This window comes from Shewanella sp. 125m-7 (assembly GCF_052977045.1).
In genome coordinates, this window is sequence record NZ_JBRILQ010000016.1 from 17,028 (window position 1) to 32,638 (window position 15,611).

17 protein-coding genes are annotated in these 15,611 nt (G+C 43.2%); 15 read left to right on the forward strand and 2 right to left on the reverse strand.

All coding sequences use genetic code 11. From position 1 onward, the window contains the following. Positions 1–27 precede the first annotated feature (27 nt). Positions 28–495: an AAA family ATPase gene (locus ACVBIL_RS09525; RefSeq protein ID WP_447166741.1), complete on the forward strand. Its 468-nt coding sequence runs from the start codon at positions 28–30 to the stop codon at positions 493–495. Positions 496–658: 163 nt separating this feature from the next. Here ACVBIL_RS09525 and fusA read toward each other — a convergent pair whose 3' ends face one another. Both fusA and bioA read right to left on the reverse strand, forming a co-directional pair. After that, the gene (fusA, locus tag ACVBIL_RS09530; RefSeq protein ID WP_447166742.1) at positions 659–2,755 is read right to left on the reverse strand and encodes an elongation factor G; all 2,097 of its coding nucleotides are present in this window, start codon (positions 2,753–2,755) and stop codon (positions 659–661) included. Positions 2,756–3,231: 476 nt separating this feature from the next. After that, on the reverse strand, positions 3,232–4,572 hold the full coding sequence (bioA, locus tag ACVBIL_RS09535; RefSeq protein ID WP_447166743.1) for an adenosylmethionine--8-amino-7-oxononanoate transaminase: 1,341 nt from the start codon (positions 4,570–4,572) through the stop codon (positions 3,232–3,234). Between the two features lie 248 nt (positions 4,573–4,820). On the opposite strand from bioA, the gene bioB reads away from it, so the two are divergent. The 14 genes from bioB (at position 4,821) to ACVBIL_RS09605 (ending at position 15,544) form a co-directional block, all read left to right on the forward strand. Then, positions 4,821–5,873 (forward strand): biotin synthase BioB, encoded by a 1,053-nt coding sequence (bioB, locus tag ACVBIL_RS09540; RefSeq protein ID WP_447166744.1) that lies wholly within the window; start codon positions 4,821–4,823, stop codon positions 5,871–5,873. A gap of 180 nt (positions 5,874–6,053) precedes the next feature. Then, positions 6,054–7,247 (forward strand): 8-amino-7-oxononanoate synthase, encoded by a 1,194-nt coding sequence (bioF, locus tag ACVBIL_RS09545; protein WP_447166745.1) that lies wholly within the window; start codon positions 6,054–6,056, stop codon positions 7,245–7,247. Further along, the gene (locus ACVBIL_RS09550) at positions 7,237–7,998 is read left to right on the forward strand and encodes a methyltransferase domain-containing protein (RefSeq protein WP_447166746.1); all 762 of its coding nucleotides are present in this window, start codon (positions 7,237–7,239) and stop codon (positions 7,996–7,998) included. The genes bioF and ACVBIL_RS09550 overlap by 11 nt, the downstream gene beginning before the upstream one ends. A gap of 17 nt (positions 7,999–8,015) precedes the next feature. Next, positions 8,016–8,687: a dethiobiotin synthase gene (bioD, locus tag ACVBIL_RS09555; protein ID WP_447166747.1), complete on the forward strand. Its 672-nt coding sequence runs from the start codon at positions 8,016–8,018 to the stop codon at positions 8,685–8,687. A 376-nt stretch (positions 8,688–9,063) separates the two neighbouring features. Further along, the gene (gene htpX / locus ACVBIL_RS09560; protein WP_447166748.1) at positions 9,064–9,927 is read left to right on the forward strand and encodes a protease HtpX; all 864 of its coding nucleotides are present in this window, start codon (positions 9,064–9,066) and stop codon (positions 9,925–9,927) included. A gap of 288 nt (positions 9,928–10,215) precedes the next feature. After that, positions 10,216–10,563 (forward strand): tetraheme c-type cytochrome CctA, encoded by a 348-nt coding sequence (gene cctA / locus ACVBIL_RS09565; RefSeq protein ID WP_447166749.1) that lies wholly within the window; start codon positions 10,216–10,218, stop codon positions 10,561–10,563. Positions 10,564–11,012: 449 nt separating this feature from the next. After that, positions 11,013–11,267, forward strand: a complete 255-nt coding sequence (locus tag ACVBIL_RS09570; RefSeq protein WP_447166802.1) for a hypothetical protein — start codon at positions 11,013–11,015, stop codon at positions 11,265–11,267. Positions 11,268–11,539: 272 nt separating this feature from the next. Next, complete coding sequence (locus ACVBIL_RS09575; RefSeq protein ID WP_447166750.1) at positions 11,540–12,085, forward strand: curlin; 546 nt, start codon at positions 11,540–11,542, stop codon at positions 12,083–12,085. 115 nt (positions 12,086–12,200) lie between these two features. Further along, positions 12,201–12,836 carry a LuxR C-terminal-related transcriptional regulator gene (locus ACVBIL_RS09580; RefSeq protein WP_447166751.1) on the forward strand — a complete coding sequence of 212 codons (636 nt, stop codon included), beginning with the start codon at positions 12,201–12,203 and terminating at the stop codon, positions 12,834–12,836. Further along, on the forward strand, positions 12,833–13,294 hold the full coding sequence (locus ACVBIL_RS09585) for a curli production assembly/transport protein CsgE (RefSeq protein ID WP_447166752.1): 462 nt from the start codon (positions 12,833–12,835) through the stop codon (positions 13,292–13,294). Before ACVBIL_RS09580 ends, ACVBIL_RS09585 begins: the two co-directional genes overlap by 4 nt. A gap of 12 nt (positions 13,295–13,306) precedes the next feature. Further along, positions 13,307–13,720: a curli assembly protein CsgF gene (locus ACVBIL_RS09590; RefSeq protein ID WP_447166753.1), complete on the forward strand. Its 414-nt coding sequence runs from the start codon at positions 13,307–13,309 to the stop codon at positions 13,718–13,720. A gap of 2 nt (positions 13,721–13,722) precedes the next feature. Beyond that, the gene (locus ACVBIL_RS09595; protein WP_447166754.1) at positions 13,723–14,571 is read left to right on the forward strand and encodes a CsgG/HfaB family protein; all 849 of its coding nucleotides are present in this window, start codon (positions 13,723–13,725) and stop codon (positions 14,569–14,571) included. Between the two features lie 177 nt (positions 14,572–14,748). After that, positions 14,749–15,102, forward strand: a complete 354-nt coding sequence (locus tag ACVBIL_RS09600) for a hypothetical protein (RefSeq protein WP_447166755.1) — start codon at positions 14,749–14,751, stop codon at positions 15,100–15,102. A 1-nt stretch (position 15,103) separates the two neighbouring features. Further along, complete coding sequence (locus ACVBIL_RS09605) at positions 15,104–15,544, forward strand: hypothetical protein (RefSeq protein WP_447166756.1); 441 nt, start codon at positions 15,104–15,106, stop codon at positions 15,542–15,544. The last annotated feature ends 67 nt before the right edge of the window (positions 15,545–15,611 follow it).

Genomic DNA, 15,611 nt, shown 5'->3' on the forward strand with positions numbered 1-15,611 from the left:
CGATTAATCGAGTTAAGGGAACTGTAAATGCAAAAGAATATAGAGATTGGCGGCACAGCCATAATTATGCGTGGCTTGCCTGGAAGTGGTAAAAGTTACTGGGTCGAACAGTACACCAAGACATTACCGAAATCTAATAGCGATGAGCAGTTTAAAGTCTGTTCGACGGATGAGTTCTTTTATAGCGATGGTGAGTATCATTTTAACCCAAAAGACTTGTCTAAGTACCATCAACTTAACTTAACGCGATTTATCCACGCAATTGCCAGTAAGGTTCCTGTGGTCATTTGTGATAACACGAATATGGCACTGTGGGAGTTTGAGGGATATTGTGCTGCAGCGAGAGCGGAAGGTTATCAAATACAGATCCAACAGATTGGTGAGCCAAAGGATAAGACACATCAATTGCTATGCGCTGATCGCAATAAGCACAGAGTGCCGCTGGCTAGCATAATGAGAATGGCTAAGGCGTTTGAGTCAAAACAAACTGATTAGAACCGATCTAATACTGATCACATCTTGAGTTCGATTGCTATTATCTCCTCGTTCAAATCACTTTTGCTAATGCCTATGTATCGTTAATAAAAAAGCCTATAGATTTTCATCTATAGGCTTTTTTTAACGTTTAGAACTCAAAGAGTCATAACTAAATAACTAGTTACTTCTTAGCGGCTTCTGCTGCTTTTCTCTCTTTAACTTGAGCGATAACTTTCTCTGAAACGCTGTTAGGACATAGGCTGTAATGAGCAAATTCCATAGAGAATTGACCACGACCAGATGTCATAGTACGTAGTGAACTGATGTAACCGAACATTTCTGATAACGGTACGTCAGCCTTAATACGAACACCTGAAACGCCAGCCATTTGATCTTTGATCATGCCACGACGACGGTTAAGGTCACCAATTACGTCACCAACGTTGTCATCTGGGCTGAATACGTCAACAGCCATGATAGGCTCAAGAAGCTTAGGATCAGCCTTTGGAATTGACTGACGGAAAGCGCCTTTAGCAGCGATTTCGAACGCGATAGCTGACGAGTCAACTGCGTGGAAAGCACCATCAAGAAGTTCAAGTTCAACGTCAAGTACTGGGAAGCCAGCAAGTGTACCCGTATCCATCAAGCTCTTGAAACCTTTCTCAACAGCAGGCCAGAATTCTTTAGGAACGTTACCGCCAACAACTTTAGACGTAAATACGAAACCAGTGTTAGCTTCACCTGGCTTGATCACATAGTCAATCTTACCAAACTGACCTGAACCACCAGACTGCTTCTTATGTGTGTAACTATCTTCAACTACTTTAGTGATAGTTTCACGGTATGCAACTTGAGGCTCACCAACAATTAGGTCAACGCCGTAAGTACGCTTAAGGATATCAACCTTAATGTCTAGGTGAAGCTCACCCATACCTCTAAGAATTGTTTCACCTGAATCTTCATCAGTTTCAACACGGAAAGTAGGATCTTCAGCAATCATCTTACCGATAGCTACGCCCATCTTCTCAGATCCACCTTTATCTTTTGGTGTAACAGAGATAGAGATAACTGGCTCTGGGAATACCATGGCTTCTAGAGTACAAGGGTGCTTAACATCACACAAAGTGTGACCAGTTTGCACGTTCTTCATACCCACGATAGCGATAATGTCACCCGCTTGTGCAGTATTTAGTTCTGTACGCTCATCCGCTTGCATCTCAACCATACGACCAATACGCTCAGTCTTACCGGTAAAGCTGTTTAGGATGGTATCACCTTTGTTGATGCGACCAGCATAAATACGTACGAAAGTAAGAGCACCGAAACGGTCATCCATGATCTTAAATGCAAGTGCTTTTAATGGCGCTTCAGGGTCAACGATAGCGAATTCACCAGTAGGCTCGCCTTCTTCGTCTGTAAGCGGCTGTGGATCAACTTCTTGTGGTGCTGGTAAGTAGTCAACAACAGCGTCAAGAAGAAGCTGCATACCTTTGTTCTTGAACGCAGAACCACAGTATGTTGGGAAGATTTCAATCTTACGAGTACCAATACGGATACAACGCTTGATGTCTTCGATAGATGGCTCTTCGCCTTCCATGTACTTTTCTAGCAAATCATCGTCTTGCTCAAGAGCAGTTTCGATTAGCATTTCACGGTATTCTTCAACTAGGTCAACCATGTCAGCAGGTACATCTTCGATTACGTAGTTCTCAGCTTGACCAGAGTCATCCCACTTCCAAGCCTTACGAGTTAGCAGGTCAACAACACCTGAGAATTCGTCTTCGATACCGATAGGTAATACCATGATGATTGGGTTAGCACCAAGTACGTCTTGAGTTTGCTTAACAACACGTAAGAAGTCAGCACCCATACGGTCTAACTTGTTTACGAAGATGATACGAGCAACTTCTGATTCGTTCGCATAACGCCAGTTAGTTTCTGATTGTGGCTCAACACCACCAGAACCACAGAATACACCGATACCGCCATCAAGCACTTTAAGAGAACGGTAAACTTCTACTGTAAAGTCAACGTGGCCAGGGGTGTCAATAACGTTAAAACGGTGATCGTTCCAAAAACAACTTACAGCAGCAGACTGAATGGTAATACCACGCTCAGCTTCCTGTTCCATGAAGTCAGTTGTTGATTCGCCGTCATGCACTTCACCGATCTTATGGATCTTACCGGTAAGCTTTAGGATACGCTCAGTTGTAGTAGTCTTACCCGCGTCAACGTGAGCAAAGATACCAATGTTTCTGTACTTTGATAAATCAGTCATTTTTCTACTCTATTGGAGTTACGTTCTAAAATTCCGCGCAAGTATAGCAATACTTTTCGATTTATTTTATCGATTTTTGTCATTCAGGGCTAAATTAGGCGAAATATCATAAAAAAATCACATTTTATAGCCAAATCTAAGGTTGCTAATTAGTCAACAAGTCGCAGGTTTTAGTGAAACGCGCTTTTATAGGCGTCAGATGGTATACCGCTGCTATGTCTCTATATTTGATTTGCAGCGATTTATACCCGTAAGGTAGATTTCATTACGTTTATAGAGAGATGCAAAAAGGTGAAGGCTTTAGGCTAGAGCTTATGATTAGGAATGGGGCGCTTGTCGAAAGTAAAAGTCGGTGGGGTTGGAAATGCGAACTGAGTCTGTTTGAAGTCGGGGTGAAACGGCGTCCGAACCGTTATCAGTAAGTCGAATTCGGACATTCCGGTTATTTAGGGCTGTGGCAGGTTTATTGTTATCGATTATCCGTGACTAATAAATGCATTTGAATCCTTTGGTAGACTGACTTGCTTGGCGACGGCTTTCATCGCATTAGTCAATTTACTTAGCTGGCTTGAAGTAATGCAATAGGGCGGCATGATATAGATAAGATTAGAAAAGGGCCTTATCCATACACCTAAGTCGACGAATTGCTGTTGCAGCTCTGCGGTATTTAACGTGGCACTCATCTCTAACACACCGATACTACCTAACACGCGAACATCTTTGACATTTGGATAGTGGATTGCTTCAGTCAGTTCATTTTTCAGTTGTGCTTCGATAGCGCTTACTTGTTGTTGCCAACGATTTTCTTTAATGAGTTCTATGCTTGCAATCGCTGCGGAGCAGGCGAGTGGGTTACCCATAAAGGTAGGACCGTGCATAAACACTCCTGCCGGAGAATCACTCACACCTTTTGCGACTTCATCGGTGCACATCGTCGCGGCTAACGAGATATAGCCACCGGTTAATGCCTTGCCTAAACATAAAATATCGGCTTCGATGTTACTGTGCTCATAGGCAAACAATTTGCCAGTACGACCAAAGCCTGTGGCGATTTCATCAAGGATAAGCAACACATCATATTTATCACAAAGCTTACGAAGTGTGGCTAAATAATCAGGGTGATAGAAGCGCATGCCGCCGGCACCTTGCATAATAGGTTCGAGCAATAATGCGGCTATTTGTTGGTGTTGATCTTCAAAAATGCTGGCTATCTCGTTGAGCTCTTCAGGATCAAAGTTGCCATCAAAGCGAGACCTAGGAGCGGGCGCAAACAATTGCTTGGTCACCAATTCGCCAAACATGGTGTGCATGCCGCCTTCAGGATCGCACACACTCATGGCCGCAAAGGTATCACCGTGATAGCCATTTTTGACCGTTAGAATTTTTTGCTTAGTCGTGTTAGAACGACCTTGCCAGTACTGTAATGCCATTTTCATGGCGACTTCGACAGCGATAGATCCAGAATCGGCCAAGAACACTTTGGTCAGCTTAGGGCTGGTTATCTCGATCAGCAGACGCGCAAGTTCAACGGCTGGGCGATGGGTGATCCCCCCAAACATAACATGGCTTAACTGTGCTGTTTGTTGCTGCATGGCGCTAACAATTTTTGGGTGGCTATAACCGTGGACACAAGCCCACCAAGAGCTTGTTCCATCAATGAGTTTACTTCCATCTTGTAATTGCAGCTCAACGCCTTCAGCCGCAACAACACCAAAGGCGGGGAGGGCATTAGCCATAGATGTATACGGATGCCACACGTGCTCTTTATCAAATTGAAGATCGATACTGTCTGTAGTAAATTGATTATCGCTGCGCATAAATTAACCGTTAGTAAACCTTCTGATCCGAGTGACGTTGACAGGTTACGGCTTGCAGGTATCCTAAGCAAGTAAATATTTGCTAAATGAGCCCGCTAAAAAGTTGTAATGGCTTGTTTTTAATATAAAATAGTTTTCCTTCTACATAATATCTAGAAAAATAAAGCGCTTACTTTGTTAAACAAAGTGATGGTGCCATGATAAGAAAGCAGCATAAATAGTTAACTGTGTGAGCAAAAGGGAACAGCATGTCTGAAGTACAGCTAAGAAATAACTGGAAGCGTGAAGAGATTGAAGCCCTATTTGCACTACCGATGAACGATCTCCTATTTCAGGCGCATAGCATTCATCGCCAAGAATTTGATCCAAATGAAGTACAGATAAGCCGTCTACTGTCGATTAAAACCGGTGCGTGCCCTGAAGACTGTAAATACTGCCCTCAAAGCGCACGCTATGATACTGGTCTTGAAAAAGAGCGTTTACTCGCGATGGAAACTGTTTTAACCGAAGCACGCAGTGCGAAAGCAGCCGGCGCTTCACGTTTCTGTATGGGCGCTGCTTGGCGTAACCCAAAAGAGCGCGATATGCCTTACTTAAAGACCATGGTTGAAGAAGTTAAAGCATTGGGTATGGAAACCTGTATGACGCTTGGCATGTTGTCTGCTGAGCAAGCTAACACGCTCGCCGATGCAGGCTTAGATTATTACAACCATAATCTAGATACATCGCCTGAATATTATGGTGATGTGATCACGACGCGCACTTATCAGAGTCGCTTAGATACCTTATCAAATGTGCGCGCATCAGGTATGAAAGTCTGTTCTGGCGGCATTGTCGGTATGGGCGAGAAAGCGACTGATCGTGCAGGCCTGCTTCAACAATTGGCAAATTTAGACCAGCACCCAGATTCAGTGCCAATTAATATGTTGGTTAAGGTTGAGGGAACGCCGTTTGAAAAGCTCGATGATCTTGACCCATTAGAATTTGTGCGTACCATTGCCGTAGCGCGAATTACTATGCCTAAGTCGCGAGTACGTTTGTCCGCAGGTCGTGAAAATATGACCGATGAACTGCAGGCTATGTGCTTCTTTGCGGGGGCAAACTCTATCTTTTACGGTTGTAAGTTATTAACTACGGCAAACCCAGAAGAAAATGATGATATGACCTTATTTAAAAGGTTAGGTCTACACCCTGAACAAGGTATCGCTTCAACCAAAGAACAAGATGAAGCTATGTTAGCTAAAGCTGCCGCTCAGCAAGATAAAAAAGCATCAGCGTTTTATGATGCTGGCGCACTCTAACGGATATAAAGTCCCCTTATTGAACGGGGGCATGCATAGCATTATTGCTTTGATTATGCCCCAATTTAAAGCCAAATTAGATACAAGCCCACTTTAGGTATAGGCCCGTTAAAGTGCAAACCCGTTAATATAAAAACAGCGGTTGTTGGCTGTCTAAGCCTTTTATACTGAGCATAATGAATGTCAGAAAACTCCCAAAACCAGCCATTAGCAGAATCCTTGAACGCTAGGATTACCAATAAAAACCGAGCGTTAGAACAACAAGGCCTCCTAAGGCGACGTACTAATATTGTGCTGGATCCTAATCAATCGAACTACTTTGAAGTCGATGCGCTTCCTTATGTGAACTTCAGTAGTAATGACTATCTAGGTTTGTCGACCTCAGCTGAATTAGCTGAGGCGCTTTATCAAGGTGCTAAAGATTTCGGTGTCGGCAGCAGTGCTTCGCCGTTAGTTGTTGGTTATAGCGAAGCACATCTAAAACTTGAGCAAGCATTATGTGAAGTCACTGGGCATGAAGCTGCATTGCTATTTTGCTCCGGTTTTAGCGCCAATAACGCATTGATGAAAACGTTATTCAATGAAAGTGATGTGGTGCTCGCTGATAAATTGATCCACGCCTCTGTTATTGATGGAGTCAAAGACAGTGGTGCAAAACTGAAACGTTTTAGCCATAACGATATGGAGAGTGCGAAGAGCTATCTTGAGCGATTTAGTCCAAGTGCCTTATTGACGGAAAGCATATTTAGCATGGACGGGGACGTTGCTCCCTTAGCTGAATTGTCGACACTTTGTCAGCAACATAATACTTGGTTGATAGTCGATGACGCCCATGGTTTTGGGGTGCTAGGTGAAAACGGCTTCGGTGCGACAGATATAACCACTGATATTAAGGTTGATGCCCAACTCGTCACCTTTGGTAAGGCGATGGGGGGCCAAGGTGCAGCAATTCTTGGAAGCCAAGCATTAATAGATTTTTTAGTCGCTAATGCCCGTCACTATATCTATTCAACTGCGCTGTCACCTGCTTGCGTTGCGGCGGCCTATGCCGCAATAAATATGATTAAGCTGCAACCAGAGCGCCGGCAAAAGTTGCATGACAATATTGCCACTTTTAGAGCCGCGTGTTCAGACTGTAATATTGAGCTTTCTGACTCGCAAACTGCGATTCAGCCTATTTTACTTGGTGATGCAGCTAAGAGCATGGCCGTGGCTAAAAGATTAAAAGAACACGGTTTCTGGTTAAGTGCCATTCGACCTCCAACCGTGCCACAAGGGGAAGCTAGATTGAGATTAACCCTCAATGCTAACCACTGTGAAAGAGATATTCTTGCGTTAGTAGAAGTGTTGGCGACAATCTTACATGACGATTAAGCTTAACCACCAAGTTGCAGCTCGCTTTTCGGCAGCGGCTGCTCATTATCATAGTTACGATGTACTACAAAAACGCACCGCAGAGCGTTTGGTGCGTCAGCAGACGTCAAGCGGTCGCATATTAGATATAGGCGCGGGGCCTGGAACCTGTTTCGCCCATATGCACGGGATTGAACAAGTGTTTTGCCTAGATATTGCTGAGGGGATGCTCAAAACCCTTAGCGACAATTTTCCCCATTACATTCCCGTTTGTGGTGATGCACAAAGCTTGCCCTTTGCTACCGCCACAATCGAGGGTATTTATTCCAATGTCGCGCTGCAATGGTGTGAAGATCTTCCATTAGCCATAAGTGAAGCCAGCAGAGTGCTTAAAGGTGATGGAGAACTCAACATGAGCATAGTGGCACAGGGCAGTCTTCATCAACTCGCGCAACTTGGCTTTAAGATAAATACGTTTATCGATGAGGAATCGCTGCGCGCTTGTTTTAAGCAAGACAACTGGGAGATTGAGACATTTGACACTCAAGCGGTAACGGTTCATTTTGCAGATCTTAAAGCCATGCTGCAGTCGATTAAAGGCGTTGGTGCATCGATAGTAAAACAAGATCAAGATGTTAACTTGCCTCAAGTCACATTGAGAGGACGTAACGATTGGCAAGCTTTACAAGCTCTGGCAGAGTTGAGTCGAGCCCCAGAGGGCCTTCCTTTAACTTACAACATTAGCTTTATTAAGGCGCGTAAAAAGCGCTAACCCAGCTTGGAGTGGAAATGACATTTTTTGTAACGGGTACCGATACCGATTGCGGTAAGACACTGATTTCATCTGCTATGCTGACAGCCGCAACGGGAGAGACTGTAGGTTTTAAGCCTATCGCCTCGGGTTGTGTAGAAACAGACAAGGGACTTCGTAATAGCGACGCATTAGCCTTGATGGCTGCATCGACGATTAAACTGCCTTATGAGGATATCAACCCTTTTGCTTTTTTACCGGCCATTGCTCCGCATATTGCGGCGAAGCAAAAAGGCGTACAGCTGCTCCCAAGTCGAATTGAAGCTCAGCTTAAAATGGCTGAATATGTCGGTGCCGATTTCTGTTTGATAGAAGGTGCGGGTGGCTGGCGTTTACCGCTTGGGGAGGGGCATTACCTTTCTGACGTCGTGCAATCAATGAAGTTGCCGGTGATCTTAGTGGTGGGAATGAAACTGGGCTGCTTAAACCATGCATTATTAACAGCTGAAGCGATTAAGGCTGATGGGCTTGAAGTCGTGGCTTGGGTGGCAAATCAAGTGGACTCAGAAATGGCTAATCAAGATGAAAATCTAGCCACGCTAAAAGAGATGATGTCAGCGCCTTTCCTAGGTTATGTGCCGTTTCTTAGTGCTCCAAGCGCTGAAGCTGCGGCTCGCTATATAGACCTTACTGCTTTGACAAAAGGATAGGTAGCCAAAACAATAACAGTTTAGCTTTTATTAGCTGATGCTCACCTGCTGAATTAATCGGTTAAAATCATCGCCCAGTTTTAGGTAAATTTAATGCCGAAAATTGGGCTTATCTTTTTGTTAAAAAAGATTAACCTCAAGTCTTCTATAATTATCGTGCTTTACTGATTAAATTAATCTTAGATTAATGAAGTCGACCTAGACTTTGCCGACTTGATATAAAGTGGAGCTCAGTCGTCTATTATTGAAACAATAAGAGATATATTGAAGCGACAAGGCATAAATTTTACTGTCTCCCCTTGAAATCTCGTTTTTTGGACATATTATGTCTTTTATAGAGTGTATATCAGGTACTTTGTATCCTACAGGAGCTTAAATGAAGCGTATATTTTTACTGATTGCCACTAACATGGCGATCTTATTAGTGGCATCAATTGTGATGTCAATTCTAGGGGTTAATACCTCAACCATGGGCGGCTTACTTGTGTTCGCTGCAATATTTGGTTTTGGTGGTGCATTTATTAGCTTGGCAATCTCTAAGTGGATGGCCAAGAAAACAATGGGCTGTGAAGTGATCACAACGCCCCGTGACAATACTGAACGTTGGTTAGTTGAAACGGTTGCTCGTCAAGCTGAGCAAGCGGGTATTAAAATGCCAGAAGTGGCTATCTATCAGTCGCCAGAGCTAAATGCATTTGCAACCGGTCCTAGCAAAAACAACGCATTGGTCGCAGTGAGTAGTGGCCTGTTATACGGCATGAGCCAAGATGAAATTGAAGCTGTGCTTGCCCACGAAGTGAGCCACGTTGCTAACGGTGATATGGTGACTTTGACGCTTATCCAAGGCGTGGTAAACACCTTTGTTATCTTCGCTGCACGTGTAGTGGCTGGCATCATCAATAACTTCGTTTCTAGTAACGATGAAGAAGGTGAAGGCCTAGGCATGTTTGCTTATATGGCAGTGGTTTTTGTACTGGATATGTTGTTTGGTATCTTAGCATCCATTATCGTCGCTTACTTCTCACGTATTCGTGAATTTAGAGCAGACGAAGGCGCAGCACGTCTAGCGGGTAAAGAGAAGATGATTGCGGCACTTGAGAGATTACGTCAAGGTCCTGAAACAGGCGCAATGCCAGCATCTATGTCTGCACTTGGCATTAACGGTAAAAAATCTATGGCGGAATTGATGATGAGTCACCCACCATTAGAAAAGCGGATTGCAGCACTTAGAACTCACTAAATCAGCTAATACTAAACAAAGCGATTCGAAGTTAATATTTCGAATCGCTTTTTTATTGTCCAAAATCAAGGTGGTAAAAGGTTAGTTATGTGGTATTCCAAGGTGTAATTTGATTAAGCGCACATTTTGATAATTTCCACAATGATATGATCTTCCTCCTAAATTAGTTGCGAATTAGTTAATGCTTAGCTAAATTAACCTAAGTCGTGCTAAAAATATTGCTCGCAAGATGAAAACAACCTGACATATTGAGTTTTCACTATGCGAGCATCAAATGAGGATACAATTGTGAGCAATAAACTACTAAGTGCAATCTTTGGTGCGGCATTCGCAGCACTCGCTTTATCACCTGCAGCGTTTGCTGAAGGTCAAGAACTTGCCGAAATGCATGCTGAAATGGACGGTTGTGAAGCGTGTCACGCTGACGGTTCTCCATCTGCAGACGGTGAGTACGAGTTTGAGCAGTGCCAGGCATGTCACGGTACATTGGCTGAAATGGACGCTGTTCACCAACCCCATGACGGCATGCTAATGTGTGCAGATTGCCACGCACCACACGAAATGAACGTAGGTGACAAGCCAACATGTGACAGCTGTCACGATGATGGCCGTACAGCAGAGTCTGCACTTCAGTAATTTACGTTAATTTAAATGGCTAAAAAAGCCAGCCTAGAACTAATGCCGATCATGTAGTGATTTATCGAACGCTTGACTGATCTTCTAGATGCTTCAGAATCCGAGTCCTACTCATAGGCCTCGGATTTTTTATGGACGTTTCTCAAGCTCTTAATATCCCCAAGGGTATGCCAGAAATAAAAAGGCTGCCCACCTTGAGTGAACGGCATTACCTAACCTGGTGTCGATTTTGATAGAAAAAAGCCGAAGTCAGCCTTGTATTATTTGACGGAATACTTAGATGGCCTGACCTTGAGTCAATGGATGCAAGTTAACCCTAAGCCTTAATTACAGCAGGTATTAAGAATACTAAATCAACTTAACTTAACTTAACTCAACTCAACTCTAATCGGGGTTTAAGAGCCTTTCATCGTAAAGAAACATTCCATCAGGATCTTAAGCCTGACAATATCCATACAGATAAAAATGGCCAGGTTCAGATTATTGATTTCGGAGCTTGTTATATTAAGGGCATTGCAGAAATTACTTCTCCCTTAGTGCATGGTACCCCCTTGGGGACTGCTGATTATTTTGCTCCTGAAACATATTGCTGTATGGCGTTAATCATCAAGCCTATCCGTTTTACTCGGGCTGATTATCCTTATTTTATTGTTGTTTTTACCTTCAAACTCAATTCGCTTAAAACAGCGAACACCATTTTCTGATTATTTAGTATGACGAGTAAATTTAGCGCTACCGTTAGCAGTTTTAACGCATTTTTTACATTATGCTTTTAAAACAGTTAGTTGAGAAAGCGATTTTGTGATGATTGTTTCTTGTTGAGTAAATAAGCCCTAGTAATAAAGTCTAGTTTCTTTTGGGGTGATAGTCATTTGGGTGTGTCGCTTTTAATACTCTAGGCTGATGATGGCTTACCACTTTCTCGACATAATGAGCGCGTTAATTTTATAAGGTCATTAAAGGTCGGTAATTGAGTATGGATACTACTAAGATGGCGGATAGCTGCTCTAATCTTCAACCCAACAGTTTTTGGCGTTATACCCCAGCGCTACTCCTTGCCTTTGTGCCTCAGGTGCACGCTCAAGACCTTAGCCCATTTGATGAACTCAATAGCTATGATAACCGAGCATCGATTTCTCAAAGTGGTAACAGTTTAGATGCCAATGTGAGTCAGCAAGGTGTTTCAAATCGAGTGACAGTTAGCCAGTCTGGCGTGTTGACTCAGATAGATGTCAAGCAGCTTGGGGGGAGTAACCGAGTTGCTGCCTACCAAAATGGAGCAGATATTGAGGCGAGCATTCTTCAAAGCGGCTTCGGTAATATCGTACTATCTTCCCAACAAGGCGCTTACCTGGATCTGGATATTAACCAGCAGGGAAGTAATAACTTGGCTTCTGTTCTACAGGTGGGGAATGAAAGCTCTGTAATTATTTATCAAAATGGTACAGGTCATGGTGTATCTGTTGTGCAGTACGGTCAGGGACAATCTGCACAGGTTACTCAAGGTTACGTTGCGAATTGATGCTTATGTGGCGATTTGTGTTGGTTGTGAATAATTTTGTGGTTTATTTTGGGGGTAAGTATATTACAATCAAGAGCACACGGACGGTGATATAGAGTCAACACGGAGTTAGTTTATGTTTAAAGTGACACATTGGGTTTTAGTAACCCGCTCGCATCTATTTGCAGATCTTCTTAATACCAGATGGCCTCAAGAGTTCCTCGTTAAATTACATCGGATGTCTCCTGAACATTTTAATGCCGATTTATTGGAAAGCCGTATCACCATTATTCTAATTGACTTAGCAAGTGTAGATGTTCAGAGCGCATATCAAATTCAAAAGCGCATCGAGAAAGGCAGCAATATCGCTCGTGTCGTGTTTTTGCATTTTCCTAAACAAGTCGATGCCAAATTTCTAATCCAGCCTTCAGTGACAGCTGGGGTATTTGATGCCGATGCTTCACTAGAAAAGATTGGAAGTGGTATGGCTGACATCGTAAAAGGTAAAGTGGTTATTCCTCAAAGTTTTATACAGGGTAATGCCAAAAATGATGCCATGGTCGATGATGTTGAGACCCTAACTATTCGAGAGCGTGAAGTGTTGCAGGTTTTACGCAGTGGAAGTACCAATATTGATATCGCAAATAAACTTTTTGTCAGTGAAAGTACAATCAAAACGCATCTTTATCGAGCCTTTAGAAAGATAGGTGTATCGAGTCGTGGTCAAGCGATAGCTTGGGCTCAGACTCATATGCATGAAGTGATACAATGAGGCGAGTATGGTTCTGCTTGTTACTTTTTCAGCCAAGCTTGGCTGCAGAGGAGATAGTATTAGATAAGCAGCAAACGCCTTTAGCTAAAAATACCAGCGATCAACCTCCGAAGATAGAAACCGACCTTATCGATGGTCTTATTCTAAATCGTGCGATGACGCGTTTTGGTCATCGTTTTTATCGTGAGTTTGTTGCTGCTTATCGAGATATAGGAGGGATGGCTGAACACTCTGGTTTGACCATTGTTGAGCAAGCGACAGCAAGGAGTGGTAGTAAAATAAGTATATTACATAACCGCAAACCTATTTATATCACCGTTGTATCGCCTGCGAGTCGCAATATTGATGAGCAAGCTTTAGGGGCGGCAAAATATGTTAATCAAAAATTGAAACAAAATCGAAAGCAAGCTGGCTGGAGTCAGTTTTTGGATCCTGATTTAGCATCGGATGAGTTTTAACAAGGAATGTCCATGACAATAATTTTAAAAATAGCAAGTGGGGCATCACTGGCTTTACTGGTGGGGTCTGTTCAGGCTACACAGCTAACCTATACACCGGTAAATCCCAATTTTGGTGGCAGTTACTTAAACGGTTCCTATTTACTGTCAAACGCTTCAGCACAAAACAAACACACAGGTGGCTCAAGTTACGTGCCTCCTTCAGCGCTTGACCGTTTGGCAAGTTCACTAGAATCTCGTCTGATGAGTCAACTGTTTAATGATGCGGCAAACGGTGGTGAAGGGTACTTAAAAACTGATGACTTCGAGATCCAAGTCGTTAACCAAGATGGTGCCTTAGTGGTTCATATTACCGATATTGTTACGGGAGAAACCACAATTATTGAGGTCGGTGGCATTGTTGATAATAGTACTGGAGCGGGCTAGTCATGAAAAAAATATTGCCATTGCTGGTTTTATGGCTTGTCAGCGCCTGCTCAACGACATCAGAACTTGAGCAGATAACACCATCGTCTAGCTTAATGCCAAAAGGCGGTACTTATTACGACCTTGTTGGCTTGCCTGCCCCCCAAGGAAGCATGGTTGCTGCTGTGTATGATTTTAGAGATCAAACAGGGCAATACAAGCCGATCCCATCAAGTAATTTCTCAACAGCAGTACCGCAAAGTGGCACTGCATTTTTAGCTCAGGCGCTTAATGACTCTAGCTGGTTTATTCCAGTTGAGCGAGAAGGGTTACAAAACTTGTTAACTGAGCGAAAAATCGTTCGTGCGGGCCTTAAAGGCGACGCAGCAAGTTTGACTCAACTAAATTCTGCGCAGATTTTGATGGAAGGCGGCATTGTTGCTTACGATACTAATATTCGTACCGGTGGAGCGGGGGCGCGTTATTTAGGCATAGGTGCTTCAACTCAATTTCGTGTTGATAGCATTACAGTAAACTTAAGAGCGGTAGATATCCGTACTGGGCGCCTACTGAGTAGCGTAACAACCACAAAGTCGGTATTGTCTAAAGAGCTGACTGCAGGTGTGTTTAAGTTTATTGATGCTCAAGAGTTACTCGAGTCTGAAATAGGTTATACCTCTAATGAACCTGTGAGTTTGTGTGTAGCACAAGCCATTGAAAGTGCCGTTGTGCATATGATTGCCGATGGGATCTGGAAAGGTGCATGGAATTTAGCCGATAGTCAGCTTGGGTTACAAAATCCGGTGCTGAAAAAGTATTGGTTAGAAGCTCACCCTGTTGAGCGAGTTCAAGCTCGATTAAATCAGGGCTAACCTAGATAGTGATGGGGTAGCAGATTAAATTTTGAATATTAAAGGCGCATTGTATTGCGCCTTTTTTGTGGACGTAGCCACCAAGGTAGTGCAGGGTGTACGGGTCGGTGTATACATGTGTCTATTTTTGCTTTATGATCACCTCAAATTAGATAGACTTGAAAAAGAGAGCTGATTATGAAATTGATACCGAGTGCGTTGCTCACTTCTGCATTAACTATTTTGTCCCTGGGGGCATTTTCGGTCAATGCTGCAACAGTGGGTTGTGAGCGTGCTGGTGGGATAAAATGTCAGAAAGTTAACCAGCCATATAGCCGTACGAAAGTGATTGTTGTGCCAAAGAAGCACCGACATTATCATGCCTATCGCTCTCCTCTAATCACTGCCCTTGGTGTCGCCATTGTATTGGACGCCGCAGGGAATGCGGTTACCGATACTGGTCATAAAGTGGTGGTGTTGGGGGAAGGTAATGAAGTTAAAAATGTTTACCAGAAAGACGGTGTAGTCTATCTGATTAAAGAGCTGGGTTAACATGTTTAACCACCTTGAATTTAAGGCTCAGCTACCATTAATTAATAAAGCACTAACGTTTCTAGCCACAGTGATGTGTGTCTCAGGTTTACTGTTTGTTATTAAATCCAATGCATCAGAGCTCAGTGTTATGATGATGTTCGCCAGTGCTGTCATCGCCTTATCCATTTATCTGTTCAAGGTGTTAGCAATCGGTTTAAGTCTGAGTATTGCTGACTTGTCAGCTGATGTGCAAGTGAAGCCAGCAGCGAGAAAGCCAAAGATATCGCTTGAACAAAAGAAAGTGGCTCATTTTGGTTTATGTACTTTCTGTAATCAGTTCGAGACTAAGAATACGTTATCGGGACGTTATGTTTGTTCCGATTGTTATCAAGTTTTCTTGAAGGTGAAATGTCAGGTATTAGTGCCAAATATAAGCCCAGTATCTAGCATTAAAAAGTAAGTTAACTAGCGCTATAAAGCGCTGACAAGATTATGTTGTCAAGCTCATAGTTAGGGCTGTGATATGA